Source organism: Streptomyces sp. BRA346, from assembly GCF_052851135.1.
The window spans coordinates 155,146-172,701 of the sequence record NZ_JAIWIH010000015.1 but is presented as its reverse complement, the minus strand read 5'-3'; the positions used below and the strand labels follow the sequence as shown (position 1 = coordinate 172,701).

At 72.7% G+C, this 17,556-nt stretch carries 17 protein-coding genes and 1 pseudogene; 11 read left to right on the top strand and 7 right to left on the bottom strand.

Annotation, left to right across the window (positions count from 1 at the left end; all coding sequences use genetic code 11):
• Positions 1-102: 102 nt before the first annotated feature.
• Positions 103-840, bottom strand: a complete 738-nt coding sequence (locus LCH29_RS20055) for a PaaX family transcriptional regulator C-terminal domain-containing protein (RefSeq protein WP_446463104.1) — start codon at positions 838-840, stop codon at positions 103-105.
• Between the two features lie 126 nt (positions 841-966).
• On the opposite strand from LCH29_RS20055, the gene LCH29_RS20050 reads away from it, so the two are divergent.
• The 3 genes from LCH29_RS20050 to LCH29_RS20040 all read left to right on the top strand — a co-directional run bounded on the left by LCH29_RS20050 (position 967) and on the right by LCH29_RS20040 (position 4,363).
• Positions 967-2,622, top strand: coding sequence for an acyl-CoA dehydrogenase family protein (locus tag LCH29_RS20050; RefSeq protein WP_446463103.1), 1,656 nt, complete (start codon positions 967-969; stop codon positions 2,620-2,622).
• A gap of 395 nt (positions 2,623-3,017) precedes the next feature.
• Positions 3,018-3,608 (top strand): hypothetical protein, encoded by a 591-nt coding sequence (locus LCH29_RS20045; RefSeq protein WP_446463102.1) that lies wholly within the window; start codon positions 3,018-3,020, stop codon positions 3,606-3,608.
• The gene (locus LCH29_RS20040) at positions 3,593-4,363 is read left to right on the top strand and encodes a bestrophin-like domain (RefSeq protein WP_446463101.1); all 771 of its coding nucleotides are present in this window, start codon (positions 3,593-3,595) and stop codon (positions 4,361-4,363) included. Before LCH29_RS20045 ends, LCH29_RS20040 begins: the two co-directional genes overlap by 16 nt.
• Before the next feature lie 13 nt (positions 4,364-4,376).
• Here the strand turns inward: LCH29_RS20040 and LCH29_RS20035 are convergent, their stop codons facing one another.
• Positions 4,377-5,228 (bottom strand): metallophosphoesterase family protein, encoded by an 852-nt coding sequence (locus LCH29_RS20035; protein WP_446463100.1) that lies wholly within the window; start codon positions 5,226-5,228, stop codon positions 4,377-4,379.
• Between the two features lie 108 nt (positions 5,229-5,336).
• Here LCH29_RS20035 and LCH29_RS20030 point away from each other — a divergent pair, with 108 nt between their 5' ends.
• On the top strand, positions 5,337-5,798 hold the full coding sequence (locus tag LCH29_RS20030) for a universal stress protein (protein WP_063731177.1): 462 nt from the start codon (positions 5,337-5,339) through the stop codon (positions 5,796-5,798).
• Between the two features lie 105 nt (positions 5,799-5,903).
• Positions 5,904-6,140 carry a dodecin gene (locus tag LCH29_RS20025; protein ID WP_446463099.1) on the top strand — a complete coding sequence of 79 codons (237 nt, stop codon included), beginning with the start codon at positions 5,904-5,906 and terminating at the stop codon, positions 6,138-6,140.
• A 90-nt stretch (positions 6,141-6,230) separates the two neighbouring features.
• Here the strand turns inward: LCH29_RS20025 and LCH29_RS20020 are convergent, their stop codons facing one another.
• From LCH29_RS20020 to LCH29_RS20000, 5 genes are all read right to left on the bottom strand, one after another.
• Positions 6,231-6,374, bottom strand: coding sequence for a hypothetical protein (locus tag LCH29_RS20020; protein ID WP_446463098.1), 144 nt, complete (start codon positions 6,372-6,374; stop codon positions 6,231-6,233).
• A 281-nt stretch (positions 6,375-6,655) separates the two neighbouring features.
• Positions 6,656-8,488 carry a transketolase gene (locus LCH29_RS20015; protein WP_446463097.1) on the bottom strand — a complete coding sequence of 611 codons (1,833 nt, stop codon included), beginning with the start codon at positions 8,486-8,488 and terminating at the stop codon, positions 6,656-6,658.
• A 45-nt stretch (positions 8,489-8,533) separates the two neighbouring features.
• A complete protein-coding gene (locus LCH29_RS20010; RefSeq protein ID WP_446463096.1) occupies positions 8,534-9,847 on the bottom strand; it encodes an NAD(P)/FAD-dependent oxidoreductase in 1,314 nt (437 codons plus the stop codon).
• A gap of 108 nt (positions 9,848-9,955) precedes the next feature.
• On the bottom strand, positions 9,956-11,152 hold the full coding sequence (locus LCH29_RS20005; protein ID WP_446463095.1) for an FAD-dependent monooxygenase: 1,197 nt from the start codon (positions 11,150-11,152) through the stop codon (positions 9,956-9,958).
• Positions 11,153-11,274: 122 nt separating this feature from the next.
• The gene (locus LCH29_RS20000) at positions 11,275-12,141 is read right to left on the bottom strand and encodes an Fpg/Nei family DNA glycosylase (protein WP_446463094.1); all 867 of its coding nucleotides are present in this window, start codon (positions 12,139-12,141) and stop codon (positions 11,275-11,277) included.
• A gap of 174 nt (positions 12,142-12,315) precedes the next feature.
• On the opposite strand from LCH29_RS20000, the gene LCH29_RS19995 reads away from it, so the two are divergent.
• The 6 genes and pseudogenes from LCH29_RS19995 (at position 12,316) to gntA (ending at position 17,548) form a co-directional block, all read left to right on the top strand.
• Positions 12,316-13,641 (top strand): hypothetical protein, encoded by a 1,326-nt coding sequence (locus tag LCH29_RS19995; RefSeq protein WP_446463093.1) that lies wholly within the window; start codon positions 12,316-12,318, stop codon positions 13,639-13,641.
• Between the two features lie 81 nt (positions 13,642-13,722).
• Positions 13,723-13,926 (top strand): annotated as a pseudogene (locus LCH29_RS19990) (LacI family DNA-binding transcriptional regulator); the annotation flags it as partial.
• 98 nt (positions 13,927-14,024) lie between these two features.
• The gene (locus LCH29_RS19985) at positions 14,025-15,470 is read left to right on the top strand and encodes a lipase maturation factor family protein (RefSeq protein WP_446463092.1); all 1,446 of its coding nucleotides are present in this window, start codon (positions 14,025-14,027) and stop codon (positions 15,468-15,470) included.
• Between the two features lie 253 nt (positions 15,471-15,723).
• Entirely contained in the window at positions 15,724-16,467 is a 744-nt protein-coding gene (locus LCH29_RS19980) for a cation transporting ATPase C-terminal domain-containing protein (RefSeq protein WP_446463091.1), read from the top strand.
• Entirely contained in the window at positions 16,452-16,580 is a 129-nt protein-coding gene (locus tag LCH29_RS19975) for a hypothetical protein (RefSeq protein ID WP_281291699.1), read from the top strand. The genes LCH29_RS19980 and LCH29_RS19975 overlap by 16 nt, the downstream gene beginning before the upstream one ends.
• Before the next feature lie 221 nt (positions 16,581-16,801).
• Positions 16,802-17,548 carry a guanitoxin biosynthesis heme-dependent pre-guanitoxin N-hydroxylase GntA gene (gene gntA / locus LCH29_RS19970; protein WP_446463090.1) on the top strand — a complete coding sequence of 249 codons (747 nt, stop codon included), beginning with the start codon at positions 16,802-16,804 and terminating at the stop codon, positions 17,546-17,548.
• Positions 17,549-17,556: the final 8 nt, after the last annotated feature.

Here is a 17,556-nt window from a genome sequence, read left to right as displayed (position 1 = left end):
TTCCACCCGTTCCTCATCGGACAGAACGACTTCAACAGCACGAGGTCCTGGCGACATACCAACAGGCTACCTACTTAGCCTCGAAATTTCTGGCGCATCGCACTAGGCCGTGTACTGGCGCAGCAGCCCGCGAAATTCCGTCTCGAACGCGTCGTACCGCGCCCGCAACTCGGCGCCCGGCCATCCCCGCGGCAGCAGCTCGTCCGGCAGCACCGGGTCCGTCAGCAGATGCCGCAGCACCGCCGCCGCCACCGTGAAGCTGCCGGCCGGGCTCCGTGCCGCGGCCAGGGCCTCGACCAGCCGGTGGGCGCGGTCGGCCCAGTCCGGCAGGTCCCAGAGCCGGGCCGCGAGGGCGGCGGGGTCGTCCTCGGGGGTGGCGGTGAAGCAGCCGCACTGCTCGGCGACCACGGGCGGGCGGGGGCGTACGAGGTTGGCGGGGCGCAGCCAGGTGCCCTCGCGGAGTTCGGCGAGCCGCAGCGCGGCCATCGCCTGGCGGAGGGCGGCGCGCTCGGGGGCGGGGCGGCGGTCGGGGGTGACGACGGCGATCTCCCAGGTGCCGTCCCAGCGCCGGGTGCCCGGGGCCCGGCTGTCGTCCTGGCGGGCCTGGCGGGCGAGCAGCCGGTCGGTGAGCCGGTAGGCGCCGTCGTGCTGTTCGAGGTCACCGGCGGCCACCATCCGGGTGAGGGCGACCCGGACCGTCCCCTCGGCCGTGCCGAACATGGCGCCGACGCGGACGAGCGCGCGGGCGGGCAGCTGCGGCGGATGGTGGCCCAGCAGGGTGCTGAGCACGATCGAGCGCGCCGTCAGGGGGCGCAGCGTGAGCGTTCCGGTGTCGTCCATAACTGTGCGGAACCCTATCCATGCCGGTCCTCCACCTACCATTACAGTTTTCCATCACGCATACTGAAATTGTAAGAACAGACGGCAGGAACCCGGCCCCCGCGGCGACCCCAGGAGACGCTTGCCATGAGCGCGACGCACGAAGTCCTCAACCAGGCTCCGCCCCTCGCCGGTTTCACCACGGCCGACGACCCCGCCCTGCTGGAGGCCCTGCGCCGGGACGACGCCGCATGGGCCGAGTCCCGGGTGCGGGAGGTGGGCGCGCGGGCCGGTTCCGCCGAGGTCCAGGACTGGGCGCGGATGGCGGAGGAGCACCATCCGGTACTGCACACGCATGACCGCTACGGCCATCGGATCGACGAGGTCGAGTACCACCCCGCCTACCACCAGCTGATGACCACCGCCGTGGAGAGCGGTCAGCACGCGGCGGCCTGGGCCGAGACCCGCTCCGGGCGGCATCTGGCGCGGGCGGCCACGTTCTACGCCTTCGCCCAGGCCGAGCCCGGCCACGGCTGCCCCATCTCCATGACGTACGCCGCGGTCCCGGCGCTGCGCGCCGAACCGGAGCTGGCCGCCGCGTACGAGCCGCTGCTGACGGCCCGCACCTACGACTTCGGGCTGCGCGCGCCGCTCACCAAGCGCGGGCTGATCGCGGGCATGTCGATGACGGAGAAGCAGGGCGGCTCGGACGTCCGCGCCAACACCACCGAGGCCGTGCCGTCCTCCGCGGACGACGGCACGTACCTGCTCACCGGCCACAAGTGGTTCACGTCCGCGCCGATGAGCGATGTGTTCCTGACGTTGGCACAGGCTCCCGAAGGGGTGACCTGCTTCCTGGTGCCGCGCGTCCTGCCGGACGGCTCCCGTAACGCCCTGTACCTCCAGCGGCTCAAGAACAAGCTCGGCAACCGCGCGAACGCCTCCTCCGAGGTCGAGTACGACCGCGCGGTGGCCTGGCGGATCGGCGAACCGGGGCGCGGGGTGCGGACGATCGTCGAGATGGTCAACGTGACCCGGCTGGACTGCGTGATCGGCTCGGCGGCGGGCATGCGCGCCGGGCTGCGGCAGGCGCTGCACCACTGCGAGCACCGCCGGGCCTTCGGCGCCGAGCTGATCGACCAGCCGCTGATGCGCAACGTGCTGGCCGATCTGGCGGTCGAGTCGGAGGCGGCCACCACGCTCGCGATGCGGCTGGCGACGGCGCTGGACCGCGCCGAGGCCGGGGACGCGGGCGAGGCGGCGCTGCGTCGGCTGGGGCTCGCGGTCAGCAAGTACTGGGTGTGCAAGCGCGGCGCCACCCACGCCGCCGAGGCCCTGGAGTGCCTGGGCGGAAACGGCTATGTGGAGGACTCCGGCATGCCGCGGCTGTACCGGGAGGCGCCGCTCCAGTCGATCTGGGAGGGCTCGGGAAACGTCGCCGCCCTCGACGTGCTGCGCGCGCTCGGCCGGGAGACGGGCGCGCTGGACGCCGTCCTCGCCGAGGTGGACACCGCCGCCGGGGCCGACGCCCGGCTGGACGCGGCGGCGGCCCGGCTGCGCGCGCTGCTGCCGCAGCTCGCCGACCCGCAGCGGGCCCAGGTCCTCGCGCGCCGCCTCGCCGAGCAGATGACCCTGGTCCTCCAGGGCAGCCTGCTGGTGCGGTACAGCCACCCGGCGGTCGCCGACGCGTTCTGCGCCTCCCGGCTGGACGGGGACTGGGGGCATGCGTTCGGCACCCTGCCGCCGGGGACGGACACCGGCCCGATCCTGGACCGGGCCCGACCCAAGGATCTGCGTGCGTAAACCTCACCCACCGAAACCTCCACATCTTTTCCCCTATTCGGGCGAATAGTTGGGCACATACGGCTGGCGGCGACCCGTTCGGCGGAACATCTCCTCGTGAATCGATGGCATCGCGCATGGCGTGCGGGGGTCCTGACCACGACTCTGCTGCTCGCCTCGACGGGGGCGACAGCCTTGGCCGACGGGGGTGGTGACGGCCGGGCGGCCGCCACCACCGCCCCGCGGCGGACGATCGACGCCCGGAGCGGGGCGGGGACGGGGGACGGGGATGCGGACCATGGGCCGCGTACGAGGCTGAGGGTGCGGGTGCGGGTCCAGATCGGCCCGGGCTTCTGTGTGTGCGTCAGGGCGTCGGTGGCGGCGCGGCGGGGCTGGCTCGGGTTCCGGTACGGCTGGTGCCCGCCGCCCAAGCCGACGCCCACGCCGACGCCGACCCCCACGCCCAGCCCCACTCCGACGCCAACACCGACACCCACGCCGACGCCCAGCCCCACCCCGACGCCTTCGCCGACGCCGACGCCTTCACCGACGCCGACCCCCGCGCCGACGCCCACGCCCAGCGCGTCACCTTCGGCCACTCCGGCGCCGAGCCCCACCCCGACGCGCACCCCCGCGCCCACCCGGTCGGCAGCGCCCGCGCCGGTGCCCGCGCCGTCCGTGCGGCGCCCCGCGCCACCGCTCCCGGTCGCTCCGCCGACCCGGCCCCCGGAACCTCCGGCACCGCCCCCCGAGCCGGCTCCCGCGCCGAGCGAGACCCGCCGCGTCCAGGTGCACGCGTATCACAAGCCCGCGCACCACGAACCCGACGGCGGAACCTCGTTGGTCACGTTCACCCTGCTGCTCACCGCGCCCGCGGTCCTCGCGGCCGCCGCCCTCCGTCCCCGCTCGCGCTCCGGCTCGCGCGGCGGGCGCCGCGGCTGACCCGCACACACTTCCGGCCGTCCCGGCCGATCCGTACCGGAGGTTGCCCATGCCCGAATGGCTGATCCTGATTCTTCTGATGGCCGGGATCTGCACGGCCGTCGTCGTCCTCGCGATCCTCAACGCCCGGCGGCTGGGCGACGACGACGATCCGAGCGAGACCCCCGATGTCCTCGACTACATGATCATGATGATCGGCGTGGTCTACGCGATCGTGCTGGGCCTGGCCATCGCCGGGGTCTGGGAGGCCCGCGGCGCCGCCCAGGACGGGGTGCGGACCGAGGCCCAGGCGCTGCACGAGGTGTCCGAGCGGGTGAGCGTCTACCCGCAGCCGGTGCGCGACCGCATCCGCGACGACGTCGACGCGTATGTGCGCCATGTGGTGTCCCGGGAGTGGAAGGTGATGGTCGACAAGGGCGAGCTCACCGACCGGGGCAACGATCTGCTGGCCAGGCTGCGGCACGACGTCACCCTGGCCAAGCCGCGGACCGACCTCCAGTCGCAGGCGTACCAGCCGATCGTGGACCAGGTCGCCGCCGTCGACGACGCGCGGGGCGCCCGCCAGCAGAGCGCGGGTCCGACGATGCCCGACGTGGTGTGGGTCGGGCTGCTGTTCGGCGCGGCGCTGGTGATCGGGCTGGTCTTCACCCTCCAGATCCGCCGCTCACCACGGGAACTGATGCTGGCGGTGATGTTCACCGCCCTCATCATCTTCCTGCTCTACCTGGTGTGGGACTTCGACGAGCCCTTCGGGCGGACGGTCGGCGAGGCGACCACCCCGTTCACCGATCTGTTCCCCGGCGTCCGCGGAGGTACGTGACCCTCTTCCCCGGTCAGGACACCGGCACCGGGAGCACCCGGCGCAGCGGGTCCTCGGGCAGCCGGCCGTGGGCCTTCCACTCGCGCGGGTAGCCGACCGAGACCTCCTGGAACTTCACCCCGTCCTCGACCGTGTTCCGCGGGATGTGCAGATGACCGTAGACCACGGTCTCGGCGCGGAACCGGACGTGCCAGTCGGCGGTCAGCTCGGTGCCGCACCACAGCGCGAAGTCGGGGTAGCGCAGCACGCGGGTGGGCAGCCGGGTCATCGGCCAGTGGTTGATGAGCACCGTCTTCAGCGCGGGGTCGCAGGCGGCGAGCCGGGCCTCGGTCTCGGCGACCCGGGCGCGGCACCAGGCGTCGCGGGTCGGGTAGGGGTCGGGGTGCAGGAAGTGCTCGTCGGTGCAGACGACGCCCTCGTCGTGGGCATGGGCGAGGGCGGCCTCCTTGGTGTGGATGCCGTCGAGGCGGAAGGTGTAGTCGTAGAGCAGGAACAGCGGGGCGATGGTGAGCGGCCCGCCGATGCCCTCCCACACCGGGTACGGGTCCTCGGGCGTGACGATGCCCTTGCTGCGGCACATCTCCACCAGCGCCTCGTAGCGCGCCACGCCCCGGGCCTCGACCGGGTCCTTGGGGTGGGTCCACAGCTCATGGTTGCCCGGCGACCAGATGACCTTGGCGAAGCGCTCGCTCAGCAGCCCCAGTGCCCATTCGATGTCGGCGAAGACCTCGCCGACGTCCCCGGCGACGATCAGCCAGTCGTCCTCGGAGCCGGGCCGCAGCCGCTCCACGATCGCCCGGTTCTCCTCGTAGGCCACGTGCAGGTCACTGATGGCGAGTAGTTCGCCCCGGTGCGTGCCGCCCATTGTTTCTCCTGTCATACGGTCGGCGGTCATGTGTGCGGTCGCGGCGGTCTCACGCCGCGGGACGGACCGGATGATTACCGGTTCGTTCCTGGCGCTAGCCTCGCAGATGTGGTGGACAAACTTCCCGCGTCCTTCGAGCGCGGAACTGACGGTCCGAAGGTTATCGTGGTCGGCTTGGACGGCTCCGAGTCGTCCTGGCGTGCCGCCGCGTACGCCGCGGGGCTGGCCCGACGCCAGAACGCGCTGCTCGCCGTGGTGTACGTGCAGCCCGTGATGGCGGCCGGTGCGGCGCTGGGCGCCTCCGTGGCGGATACCACGGGCGAGGTGGCCGAGGAGCTGCTGCGGGAGATGCGGGAGGCGACCGAGCGGCTGCGCGGGGTGTTCGAGGTGCGCTGGGAGTTCCATACCTTCCGCGGCGATCCGTACAACGGCCTGGTGACGGCGGCGGACGAGCTGAAGGCCGACGCGGTGGTGGTCGGCGCGTCCGAGCAGGCGGGGCACCGCATCGTCGGCTCGGTGGCGGTCCGGCTGGTCAAGGCGGGGCGCTGGCCGGTCACGGTGGTGCCGTGACGCACCGGGCGGGACACCTTCCGCGTCCGGCTCGCGGACCGGGGCGGGGTGAGGCACCGTGGGGAGAGGAGCAATCGGACCGCCCCACGACGGGGGGAGACTGCCATGTCCCATACCTACCGGGTGACGGAGATCGTCGGCTCGTCCACCGAGAGCGTGGACGACGCGATCCGCAGCGGCATCGGCCGTGCCTCGAAGACGCTGCGCAATCTGGACTGGTTCGAGGTCGGAGCCGTCCGCGGGCACATCGAGAACGGCCGGATCGCGCACTACCAGGTGGGGCTGAAGGTCGGATTCCGGCTGGAGGAGACCGACTCCGGCTCCGGTGATCTGCCCGGCTGAGTCAGCCACGGGGGACGACGGCGGACAGCCCGGACGGCAGCGGGTACCAGTCGGCGGTCGCGAAGCTGGCGTGCCGCGCGGCGAGCTCGTTCACCCGCGCCCGGGCCTGGGCCTCGGTGGGGCGGGTGCCGGGTCGCCGTGCGAGACCCGCCACCCGGAGCCGAACGCGTTGGTCGACACGTCGAGTTCGAGCAGGGAGGCGCCGGAGTCCAGCGCGTCCGCGAAGAGGGGCACGAGGCCTTCTCGTACGCGTTGTGCACGCCCACGCCCGTGGTGGCGGCGTACGACGGCTCCGCCGCGGCGGCCGGACTCGCGCCCTCGGCCGCCGTCAGACACAGTGCGGCGGCCGCCGCCGCGACCGCCACCGTGCGCGTGTGCCGCGCCCTGCCGGACGCGGATTCCCCCGAGTTGCCCATCTGCCCCCACCCCTGCCGCTGCCGTGCGCGTGGGCAGCAGCGTACGGGAGGGGCGGACGGGTGACGAGAAGAGCTTCGTCACATAGGGGTGTTGCGGGGTCAGGCGGCCACGAGTTCGCGGGCCGCCGCGGTGATGGCCTCGGCGTCGATCCCGGCCTGGTTCAGCTGCTCGGCCGGGGTGCCGGACACCGGCATGTTCCGTACGGCGAGCCGTACGATGCGGGGCGCCGGGTGGCCGTCGGCGAAGGCGCCCTGGACCGCGTCGCCCACACCGCCCTCGGGGTGGTGGTCCTCGACGGTGATCAGACGGCCTGTCACCTCGGCGGCGGTGCGCAGCGCCTCGGCATCGACCGGCTTGAGCGAGTACAGGTCGATGACGCGGGCGGCGATGCCGTCCTCGGCGAGCCGGTCCGCGGCGGCCAGCGCCTCGTGGACGGTGATCCCGGCGGCGACGAGGGTGACCCGGTCGCTCTCGGTGGCGCGCAGGATCTTGGATCCGCCGATGGGGAACCGCTCGGAGTCCGGGTAGACGACGGGCGTTCCGCCGCGCGAGGTGCGCAGGTAGCGGATGCCCGACAACTCGGCCATGGTGGCGGTCAGCTGGGCCGCCTGGTTGGCGTCGCACGGGTAGAGCACCGTGCTGCCGTGCACCGCCCTCATCGCCGCCAGATCCTCCAGGCCCATCTGCGAGGGCCCGTCCTGGCCGATGGCGACCCCGGCGTGCGAGCCGACCAGGTTGAGGTTCGCGCGGCTGACGGAGGCCATCCGGACGAAGTCGTATGCGCGGGTGAGGAAGGCGGAGAAGGTGCAGGCGTACGGGTTCCAGCCGCGCGTCTGCATGCCCACCGCGGCGGCCACCATCTGCTGTTCGGCGATGTAGAACTCGAAGTAGCGCTCGGGGTGTTCCTTGTGGAAGTACTCCAGCCGGGTCGAGTCGCCCACCTCGCCGTCGAGCGCCACCACATCGCCGCGGGCGGTGCCGACGGCGGCCAGCGCCTCGCCGAACGCGTCGCGGGTGGGGACGGTGTCGCCGGTGTTGAAGCGCGGCAGGCTCAGCGGGCCTTCCGACGTGGGCCGGGTGGGCTGCTCGGCGGGCGGGCCGAGCACCGGTACCGCCATGTTCCGTACGCCGCCGAGTTCGGCGATGGCCTCCTCGGGGTCCTTCAGCGGCTTGCCGTGCATGCCCTCGTGGTTCTCCACGGAGGCGACGCCGCGGCCCTTCTGGGTGCGGGCGATGATGGCGGTGGGGCGGCCGACGGTCGACGTCGCCTCGCCGTACGCGCGGTCGATCGCGGCGATGTCGTGCCCGTCGACCTCGATGGTGTGCCAGTCGAAGGCGCGGATGCGGCGGGCGTAGGCGTCCAGGTCCCATTGGTGGCGGGTGGGTCCGCGCTGCCCGAGCCGGTTGACGTCGATGATGGCGGTGAGGTTGTCGAGCCGTTCGTACCCCGCGTGCTCGAACGCCTCCCACATCGAGCCCTCGGCCATCTCGCTGTCCCCGCACAGCACCCAGACCCGGCTGGGGACGTGGTCGAGCCGCTTTCCGGCCAGCGCCATGCCCACGCCGTACGGCAGCCCCTGGCCGAGCGATCCGGTGGCCACGTCCACCCACGGCAGTTCGGGTGTGGGGTGGCCCTCCAGCCGGCTGCCGAGCTTGCGGAAGGTGAGCAGTTCCTCGTCCTTCAACGCCCCGGCCGCCTTGTAGACCGAGTACAGCAGCGGAGAGGCGTGCCCCTTGGAGAAGATCAGGTGGTCGTTGCCCGGGTGCTCCGGCTTTTCGAAGTCATAGCGCAGGTGGTTGCCCATGAGGACGGCCATCAGGTCCGCCGCCGACATCGACGACGTGGGGTGGCCGGACCCGGCGGCGGCCGAGGACCGCACGGAGTCCACCCGGAGCTGCTGCCCGAGCTCGCTGAGCTGTTCGTGTCGCATTGTTCTCCTTCCAGGTTTTTTCCGGCAGCCCGGCCTTCCGGCGGTTCAGCCGCCGCGGCCGGACCGCGCGACCTCGGGGGACTCGGTGTCCAGCGGCACCGACCAGGACCGCACCAGGCCGAACTGCACCGCCTGCGGCGGCAGCGCCGCGTCCAGCAGCCAGTCGGCGGCCACCCGGACCCGGTTGCCGGGCATGGCCATCAGGTGGTAGCCGCGGGTGACCGCGTTGGCCGCGGGGCCGGCCAGCGGGACGTGCAGCGGGTCCGCGGCCGCCTGGATCCCGCCGAGGTCGACCGTGAACCCCAGGTCGTGGTGTTTGTACGGGCGCGGGGTGCCGCGTCCGAGGGAGGCGAGGATGTTGCGGGCGGCCGTCTTGCCCTGGCGCTGCGCGTGCTGCGCGGTCATCGGCGTGAACTCGCCCGGCCGGGTCAGGTCCGGCACCGCGGCGGCGTCACCGCAGGCCAGTACCTCCGGATGGCCGGGCACGGTCAGATACTGGTCGACCCGCAGCCGTCCGTGCTCGGTGGCCAGCCCGAGGTCCTTCACCAGCGGGTCGGGGCGCACGCCGACGCACCAGATCAGCGACCGGGTGTCGATGAACTCGCCGTCGTCGAGGAGTACGCCGTCGGAGGTGGCCTCCTTGACCGAGGTGCCCAGCCGGACGTCCACACCGCGCCGCCGCAGCACCCGGTCCGCGGTGCGGGACAGCCGTTCGTCCAGGCTGGGCAGCACCCGCTTCGCCACGTCGAGCAGGACCCAGCGGGGCCGGGGCTCACGGCGCAGCGCGGCGTTCCGCCGGGCGAGCGAATCGGTGAACAGCACGCCGTGGGCCGCCACTTCGGTGCCGGTATATCCGGCGCCCACCACCACGAAGGTGCGGCGCGCGGCCCGCTCGCGGGGGTCGCGGGCGTTGGCCGCCATCTCGATCTGCCGGGTGACGTGGTCCCGCAGGTACAGCGCCTCCGGCATGCCGCGGAAGCCGTGCGCGTGCTCGGCCACGCCCGGGATCGGCAGCAGCTTGTTGACGCTGCCGACCGCCAGGACGAGCCGGTCGTAGCTCATCTCGCCGCGCCCGCCCTCGGGGTCGGTCCAGCTGACCTTGCGGCCGGTGAGGTCGACGGAGTCGACGTTGCCCAGCACCAGCCGGACGTGCGGCAGGGTGCCGGTGAGGGACACCGACACCCGGCGGGGCTCCAGGACCCCGGCGGCCACCTCGGGGAGGAGCGGCAGATACAGAAAGTAGTCGTTGGGGTTGATCAGGACGATCTCCGCCGCCCGCCGCAGCGAGCGCGACAGCGTACGGGCGGCCTGGTAGCCGGCGAAACCGGCCCCTACGATCACGATGCGTACTGGGCTCACACGGACTCCCGGGCGCGACGAGGGCAGAGCGCTCCAAGTGCCCGTACAGGCCGGGACCAAACCTGGAGTGGCGGTCGACCTCGGCCCGACGGAGAATGCCCCCGCTTGCTACGCGCTGACCGGCTCGTCCCAGTCGATGCGGTAGCCGGTCAGCCAGTCCTCGCCGCCCGTGGTGCCCGCCCGGTCGAGTCTGCGGGCCATCGTGGCGTCCCGCAGGGCCCGCTTGACCGGCCCGGGGGCGTTGCGGCGGGCCAGGCCCGCGCTGTTCGCGGCCACCTTCTCGACCCGTTCCCGGCGCAGCCCCTCGTACGCGGCGAGCGCCGACCGCGGGCCGGGCAGATCGCGCAGGCACTTGGCGAGCACCACCCCGTCCTCGATGGCCATCGAGGCGCCCTGGGCGGCGTTGGGCGCGCACGCGTGGGCGGCGTCCCCCACGATGACCATGCCCTCCTCGGACCAGACGGGGGTGGAGAGGAGGTCGTAGGCGGCGGTGGCGACGATGTTCTCGCCGGTGGCGCGGACGATGTCGGCGGCCGGGGTGTGGTCCTCGGCGAACAGTTCCGTCAGCCGCTCCCGCCACTGCCCGGGGGTGACGGCGGCCAGCTCCGCCTTGGACAGTTCGGCGGCCGGGGCGTTGCTGAACCACCACACCTCGCCGTCGGGCGCGGCGGTGGCGCCGAAGAACGCCTGCTTGCCGAAGACCATCGTGTAGGTGTCCGGGGCGGGCGGGGCGGCGGCGTCGCGGGTGTAACCGCACACCGTGTGCTGTCCGGTGTAGCGGGGCCGGGGCGCGCCCGCGTCGATGGTCCGGCGGATGAGGGAGTGGATGCCGTCGGCGCCGATGAGGACGTCGCCCACGGCCCGGCCGCCGTCCGCGAAGGACCCGACGACGCGGCCGTCCGGGCCGGTCTGGGCGGCCAGCAGCCGCTTGCCGTACTCGATGCGCACGCCGCGGCGCACCGCCTCCTCGCGCAGCACCCGGGCCAGGGTGGCGCGTCGGATCGTGACCGCCCCGAGGCCGCCGTCCTGGGCCCCGGCCATCGGCTTGTCGCCGAGCCGTTTGCCGGTGTTGCTGATGAACTCGACGCGGCTGGCCGGGAAGGCGCGTTCCAGGACCGGTCCATGGGCGTCGATGGTGCGCAGTGCCTCCAGGCCGTTGTTCGCGACGAGGAGGAACGCACCGCCCGTGTCGGTGGCGTCCGGGGGGTACGCCTCGTAGACGACCGCGTCGATGCCCGCCTTGTGCAGGGCCATCGCGGTGACCGTACCGGCGATGCCGCCACCGATGATCAGGGCCTTGGTCATGGTGCTCCGTGACAGAGGGTCGGTAAAAGGTGACAGCACCATAGGGCCCGGGCGCGGGTCCCGGGGCCGGTTCGCGCAGGCCGGTACGGCGGTGTTATGTGCGGCGGGCCGATGCGGCGGGCCTACTTGAGCAGCCGGGACATCCGGCGGTCGGCGAGCGGTTTGCCACCCGTCTGGCAGGTGGGGCAGTACTGGAGCGCGGAGTCCTTGAAGGACACCTCGCGGACGGTGTCGCCGCACACCGGGCAGGGCTCGCCGGTGCGGCCGTGCACCCGCATCCCGCTGCGCTTCTCCGCCTTGAGGTCCCCGGCCGCCAGCCCCCGGGAGCGTTCGACCGCGTCGCGCAGGGTGGCGCCCATCACCTCGTACAGGACGGCGATCTCCTCCTCGGTGAGGTCCGAGGCGAGCCGGTAGGGCGACATCCGGGCGGCGTGCAGGATCTCGTCGGAGTAGGCGTTCCCGATCCCGGCGATGACGCTCTGGTCGCGGAGCACCCCCTTGATCCGGTGGCGTACGCCGCGCAGCAGCCCGGCGAACGCCTCCCGGGTGAAGGCGTCGTCGAGCGGGTCGGGGCCGAGGCGGGCGATGCCCGGCACCTCGCCGGGGTCGCGCACGCAGTACACGGCGAGCCCCTTGCGGGAGCCCGCCTCGGTGAGGTCGAAGCCGGAGCGCTCCGGTCCGGCAAGCAGCAGCCGGAGCGCCAGCGGGCCCCGGCCGGGTCGCGGCGGGGCCTCGGGCAGTCCGTCCTTCCAGCGCAGCCAGCCCGCTCGGGCGAGGTGGATCACCAGGTGGGGGCCGTCGGTGGCCAGGTCGAGGAACTTGCCGTGGCGGCCGGCCGCGGTGACGGTGCGGCCTTCGAGGGCGGTCAGCGGCGGGTCGTACGTCTTCAGCACACTCACGGCGACGGGCAGGACGCGGGCGATCTCCCGGCCCACGGCGCGGTCGGCCAGGATTCCGGCGAGGGCCTCCACCTCGGGCAGCTCCGGCATGCCACCAGTGTGCCGCAGCACCGGCGGGTACGCGCCCGGCCGCCCGCGCCCCACCCCCGTACCACTCCGGGCTGCGGGGTGCGTCCCCCTCCCCTACTGTCTCTCTTGTCCCTCTACATGCTCGATGTTTCGTTTGCCCCCATACGTCTCGTCGCCCCCGCACGGAGAGTCCCCATGCCCGACACCGGACAGCGTGAGCGGTCCGTACCGCAGTACGAGCCGTACGAGGCTCATGAGGCGTACGAAGGGGGCAGCCCCGAGGCCGAACGGCTGCTCTTCGAGAAACTGGCGCGCGAGCTGATGAGCGTCCAGCGGGCGCATCAGCAGGCGTCGGGGGCCGCGCAGCTGCTGCGCACGTTCCACGCGAAGGCGGCGCTCGGCGTGGAGAACGCGCGGCTGCGCTTCCACGACAGCCTTCCGCCCGAGCTGTGCGTGGGGTACGCCCGGCCGGGCGCCACGTACCCGGCCGTGGTGCGGCTGTCCAACGAGAGCGGCACCGCGCGCCACGACGCCACCCCCGATCTGCGCGGGATGGCGGTGCGGGTCCAGGTCGCCCCCGGGGAGAGCCACGATCTGCTGGCCACCAGCTTTCCGGTGTCCCACGCCGCCGACGCACGCGAGTTCGTGGCCTTCGCAAAGGCCACGGCGGGTGCGGACACCACCGTCGAGCGGGCGTTCGGGCTCTTCGTCAGGCTGCCGCTGGCCGTCGGCTGGGGCGCCGCCGACCGGATGCGCCGCAATGTGCACACCGCCACCCGTTACGCCGTCGGCTCGCTGGCCCGCGAGACGTTCTGGAGCCGGGGCGCGATCCTGTGGGGCGCGGCCGGGCCCGTGCGCTACCAGCTGCGCCCGGCCCCCGGCGGCACCCCGGCACCGCTCCCCGACAGCTCCGACCCGGACTACCTCCGCCATGAGCTGACGATGCGGCTGGCCACCGGCGATGTGTGCTTCGAGCTGTGTGTGCAGCGGTACGCGGACGAGCGCCGCACCCCGGTCGAGGACGGCTCGGTGGAGTGGCGGGAGAGCGACGCCCCGGTCGTTCCGGTGGCGCTGCTGACCGTACCCCGCCAGGATCTCGACACCGCCGCGGCCCGGTCGGCGGCCCGCCGGGTCGAGCAGCTCGCGTTCAACCCGTGGCACACCACGGCGGAGTTCCGGCCGCTGGGCAACCTCAACCGGGCCCGCAAGGCGGCGTACGAGGCGGCCGCCGCGCAGCGTCTCGGGCTGTGCTCCAGCACCGCGCCGCCGCCGCGCGACACGGTCCTCGGGCTGCCGGTGCGGGCCGGGGCACGGCTGGCGTTCGGCCTGGTGGACCGCTATGTGCCGTGGCACCGGCTGCCGGTGCCACCGGGGCTGCTCGATCTGGCCGCGCTGCGCCGGACGCTCCAGCGGCTCGGTCTCCTGAACGGCGGTGTCGGCGATGTCATCGATGCCGGCGGTTTCGGCGATGTCGTCGACGACCCCGGCCTCCCCGTGAGCCCACCGCAGTCCGCTCGCTGAACGCCGCTGCGGCCCGCTGGACCGGTTCACCACCGCGATATCGTGTGGCGGTTCACACGGGCCGGACACGGGGGAGCGGTTATGGACGGCGAGGTCGGGGCGGAACGGGGACGGCGCGTCACCATACGGGACGTGGCCGCGCGCGCCGGGGTCTCCAAGGGCGCGGTCTCCCTCGCCTTCAACGACCGGCCCGGGGTCTCCCCCGCCACCCGGAACCGCATCTTCGCGGCCGCCCGCGAACTGGGCTGGGCGCCCCATCTCTCCGCCCGCTCGCTGTCCAGCTCGTTCCGGGCCCCGAATGCCGCGCCGCGCTGCGGGCACTCGCCGGAGGTGGTACGGATAGCCGCAGGCCGCGGCGGCAACAGGCCCAGGGAGCAGCCCTTATGGAGTGGTTCACGTCATCCGGCTACTGGCTGAGCCGGCTGGTCTTCCAACGGGGGCTGGCCGCCATCTACCTCCTCGCCTTCCTGACGGCGGCCACCCAGGGCCGGGCCCTGATCGGCGAACGGGGGCTCACCCCGGTGCCCCGGTTCCTCGCCCGGGTGCCGTTCCGCCGCTCGCCCAGCCTCTTCCATCTGCACTACTCCGACCGCTTCTTCACCGCCCTGGCCTGGCTCGGCGCCGCGCTGGCCGCCGCCGTGCTGGCGGGGGCCGCCGACGACGTACCGCTGTGGGCCGCGATGGCGGCGTGGCTGGTGCTGTGGCTGCTGTATCTGTCGATCGTCAACGTGGGGCAGGTGTGGTACGGGTTCGGCTGGGAGTCGCTGCTGCTGGAGGCCGGGTTCCTGGCCGTGTTCCTGGGGAACGAGCGGACCGCGCCGCCCGTCCTGATCCTGTGGCTGCTGCGCTGGCTGCTGTTCCGGCTGGAGTTCGGCGCCGGGCTCATCAAGCTCCGCGGGGACCGCTGCTGGCGCGATCTGACCTGCCTGTACTACCACCATGAGACCCAGCCGATGCCGGGCCCGCTGAGCTGGTACTTCCACCATCTGCCGAAGCCACTGCACCGGGTCGAGACGGCGGCCAACCACGTGGCCCAGCTGGTCGTGCCGCTGGTCCTGTTCACCCCGCAGCCCGCGGCGAGCGTGGCCGCGGGCATCATCGTGGTCACCCAGCTGTGGCTGGTGGCCTCCGGCAACTTCTCCTGGCTGAACTGGGCGACGATCCTGCTGGCCCTCTCCGCCGTCGACGGGCGGATGGCCGCCGAGGTGCTGCCGCTGCCGACGCCGCCCCCGCTCGCCGCTCCCCCGGTCTGGTACGAGGTGCTGGTGGCGGCGGCGTTCGTCTTCGTCGTGGTGCTCAGCTACTGGCCCGCCCGCAATCTGCTCTCGGGCCGCCAGCTGATGAACTACTCCTTCAACCCGCTCCACCTGGTCAACACCTACGGGGCGTTCGGCAGCGTCAACCGCAGCCGGCAGGAGGTGGTGATCGAGGGCACCGCCGCGGCCGTGCTCACCCCGGACACCGTGTGGAAGGAGTACGAGTTCCGGGGCAAGCCGGGCGATGTGCGCAGGATGCCGCGGCAGTTCGCGCCGTACCACCTGCGGCTGGACTGGATGATGTGGTTCGCCGGGATCTCCGCGGCGTACGCCGGGTCGTGGTTCACCCCGCTCGTCGGCAAGCTGCTGGTGAACGACCGGGCCACGCTGAAGCTCCTGCGCGCCTCCCCCTTCCCGGACGAGCCGCCCACCCACATCCGGGCCCGGCTGTACCTCTACCGCTTCACCACCCGGCGGGAGCGGCGCGCCGGGGGCGGGTGGTGGCATCGCACCCTGATCGGCGAGTTCCTGCCGCCGGTCCGGCTGGAGCAGGTGGACCCGCCGGGCCCGTGACGCCCTTCGTCCATCCGGCCGCCCCTTTTGCCTAGTTTTCGGGGAATCAGGCACACATAGTGCTGTTCGGTGTTCTCGGCGACCGAGGGAGCGCGGCCAGTGCGGCCATTTGCGATGCTGTCCGATCTCCTCACCCTGCCGGTCCGCGGCGTCAGCGGCCTGCGGCCGCGCCTGGCGGACGCCGCCGACGTCCTGCTGGACGCCGGTGAGCGACGCACCCGCCGCAGGGTGTGGGCGAGGGAGGGCCGGGCGCATGTGGAGGTGCGCGGGCTCACCCGGGCGCCGGGCGCCGCTCGGCACCCGTCAGCTGCTGCTGGTCAACCTGCTCACCGACATGCTGCCCGCGCTCGCCGTCGCCCTCGCCCGGGCCCGGGAGGACACCGCGGGAGAGGGCCCGGCCGGGGAGGATCCGCTGGCGGGCGGCCCCTCCCCCGCGCTGCTCGGCTCCGACCTGGGCCGGATCCTGGCAGTGCGCGGCACCGCCACCGCGCTGGGCGCCGCGGCGGCGTGGGGCTGCGGGCGGATGACGGGCCGGGCCCGGCGGGCGAGAACCATGGGGCTCGCGGCGCTGGTCGGCACCCAGCTGGGCCAGGCGTTCATCACCGACTGCCACAGCCCGCTGGTGCTGGTCACGGGGGTGGCGTCGGCGGCCGCCCTGTTCGCGGTCATCGAGACGCCGGTGGTCAGCCACTTCTTCGGCTGTACGCCGCTGGGGCCGGTGGCCTGGACGGCGGTGGGCATGTGCTCGGCCGGTGCCACCCTGGGTGCCGCCGCCGCACCGCGGCTGCTGGTCTCGCGGCGGGTCCCCTGCGCGGTCCGGCAGGGGCAGGGTCTCACCGGGAGCTTGTCACCGTTCACCCTGTTTTCACCTTGTGTGTGCAGTCTGCTTCCCCACTCGGGCCAGGCTGGGGGAATGGAAGCGGATGACGTGCTTCCGGTATCCGCCTCCGTAACGATCTGTTCCACCCAGCGAGGTAACCCATGGCCGACATCCTGACGACCGTCCTGGCCAAGCTGGCCCGTATGGCTCTGGAAGCGCTGCTCGCACAGCTCGCGAAGTCGCTCCTGACCGTCGTGTTCAAGCCGCAGGCCGCCCCGGCCGCCGCCTGAAACGACCGTTATTCGGCGACCGTTCGCCACGAACATCCCACCATGGGCGATTTCTTCGGTACGAAGCTCGCCACGAATTTCGTTGATCGGCCTCGGCCCGTCACAATCACCAAGTGACCTTCCCCGTCCTCCAGCGGACTCGGTCCTTCCGGGTACCGCCGGTGAGGGGTGGGTGCTTTCGGATGCGTGAAGGAGATGACCTGCTGCGAGGAGGCACGTAGGTGGAAGAAAGGCTGGCCATGACGGTGGATGCGCGTGGTGACGTCGAGGAGTTCATCCTCGGCGAACGGTTCGCGTGCCTGGCGGGGCGTTCCGCCTGGCGCCGGGGAGGCATTACTCACCGCCACTATGACCTGCTGGGGGGCGAGGATTCCGCCCGGCTGCTGGCGCTCGATCTCGCGGAGTTCGTGAGTTCGGCGGACTGGAGCGCTCGGACGTTCACCAGTTTCATCGCGACGTTCGAGCAACCGCGCGGGGTCGATGAGCTGCGCTTCGAAGAGCTCCTCTGGCAACAGTTGCAACTGCTGCACGAACAGGACGCGGATTTCCATCATTGGGCGGAGGGCTATTCGTCCGATCCGCAGTCCCCGGAGTTCGCGTTCAGCGTGGCCGGCCATCCCTTCTTCGTGATCGGCCTGCACGAGACCCACCGCCGGTTCGGCCGCAGGCCGCCCTTCCCGATGCTGGCCTTCAACTCCCACGAACAGTTCGACCGGATCAAGGACGCCGGGATGTGGGACCGGCTCGCGGAAAAGATCCGCAAGCAGGACATCCAGCTCCAGGGGGACATCAACCCCAATCTGTACGAGTACGAGGAGCTGCCCGAGACCCGCCGGTACTCAGGCCGTCCCAAGCCGGCCGACTGGCAGTGCCCCTTCGCCGCCCGCGAGGCCGCACGGCAGGCCGAGCGGGAGCGGGAGCTGACCGTCTCGGCGGCGGCCGCGTCCGTCACCGGCAGCGCCGGCTGACGTTCCGC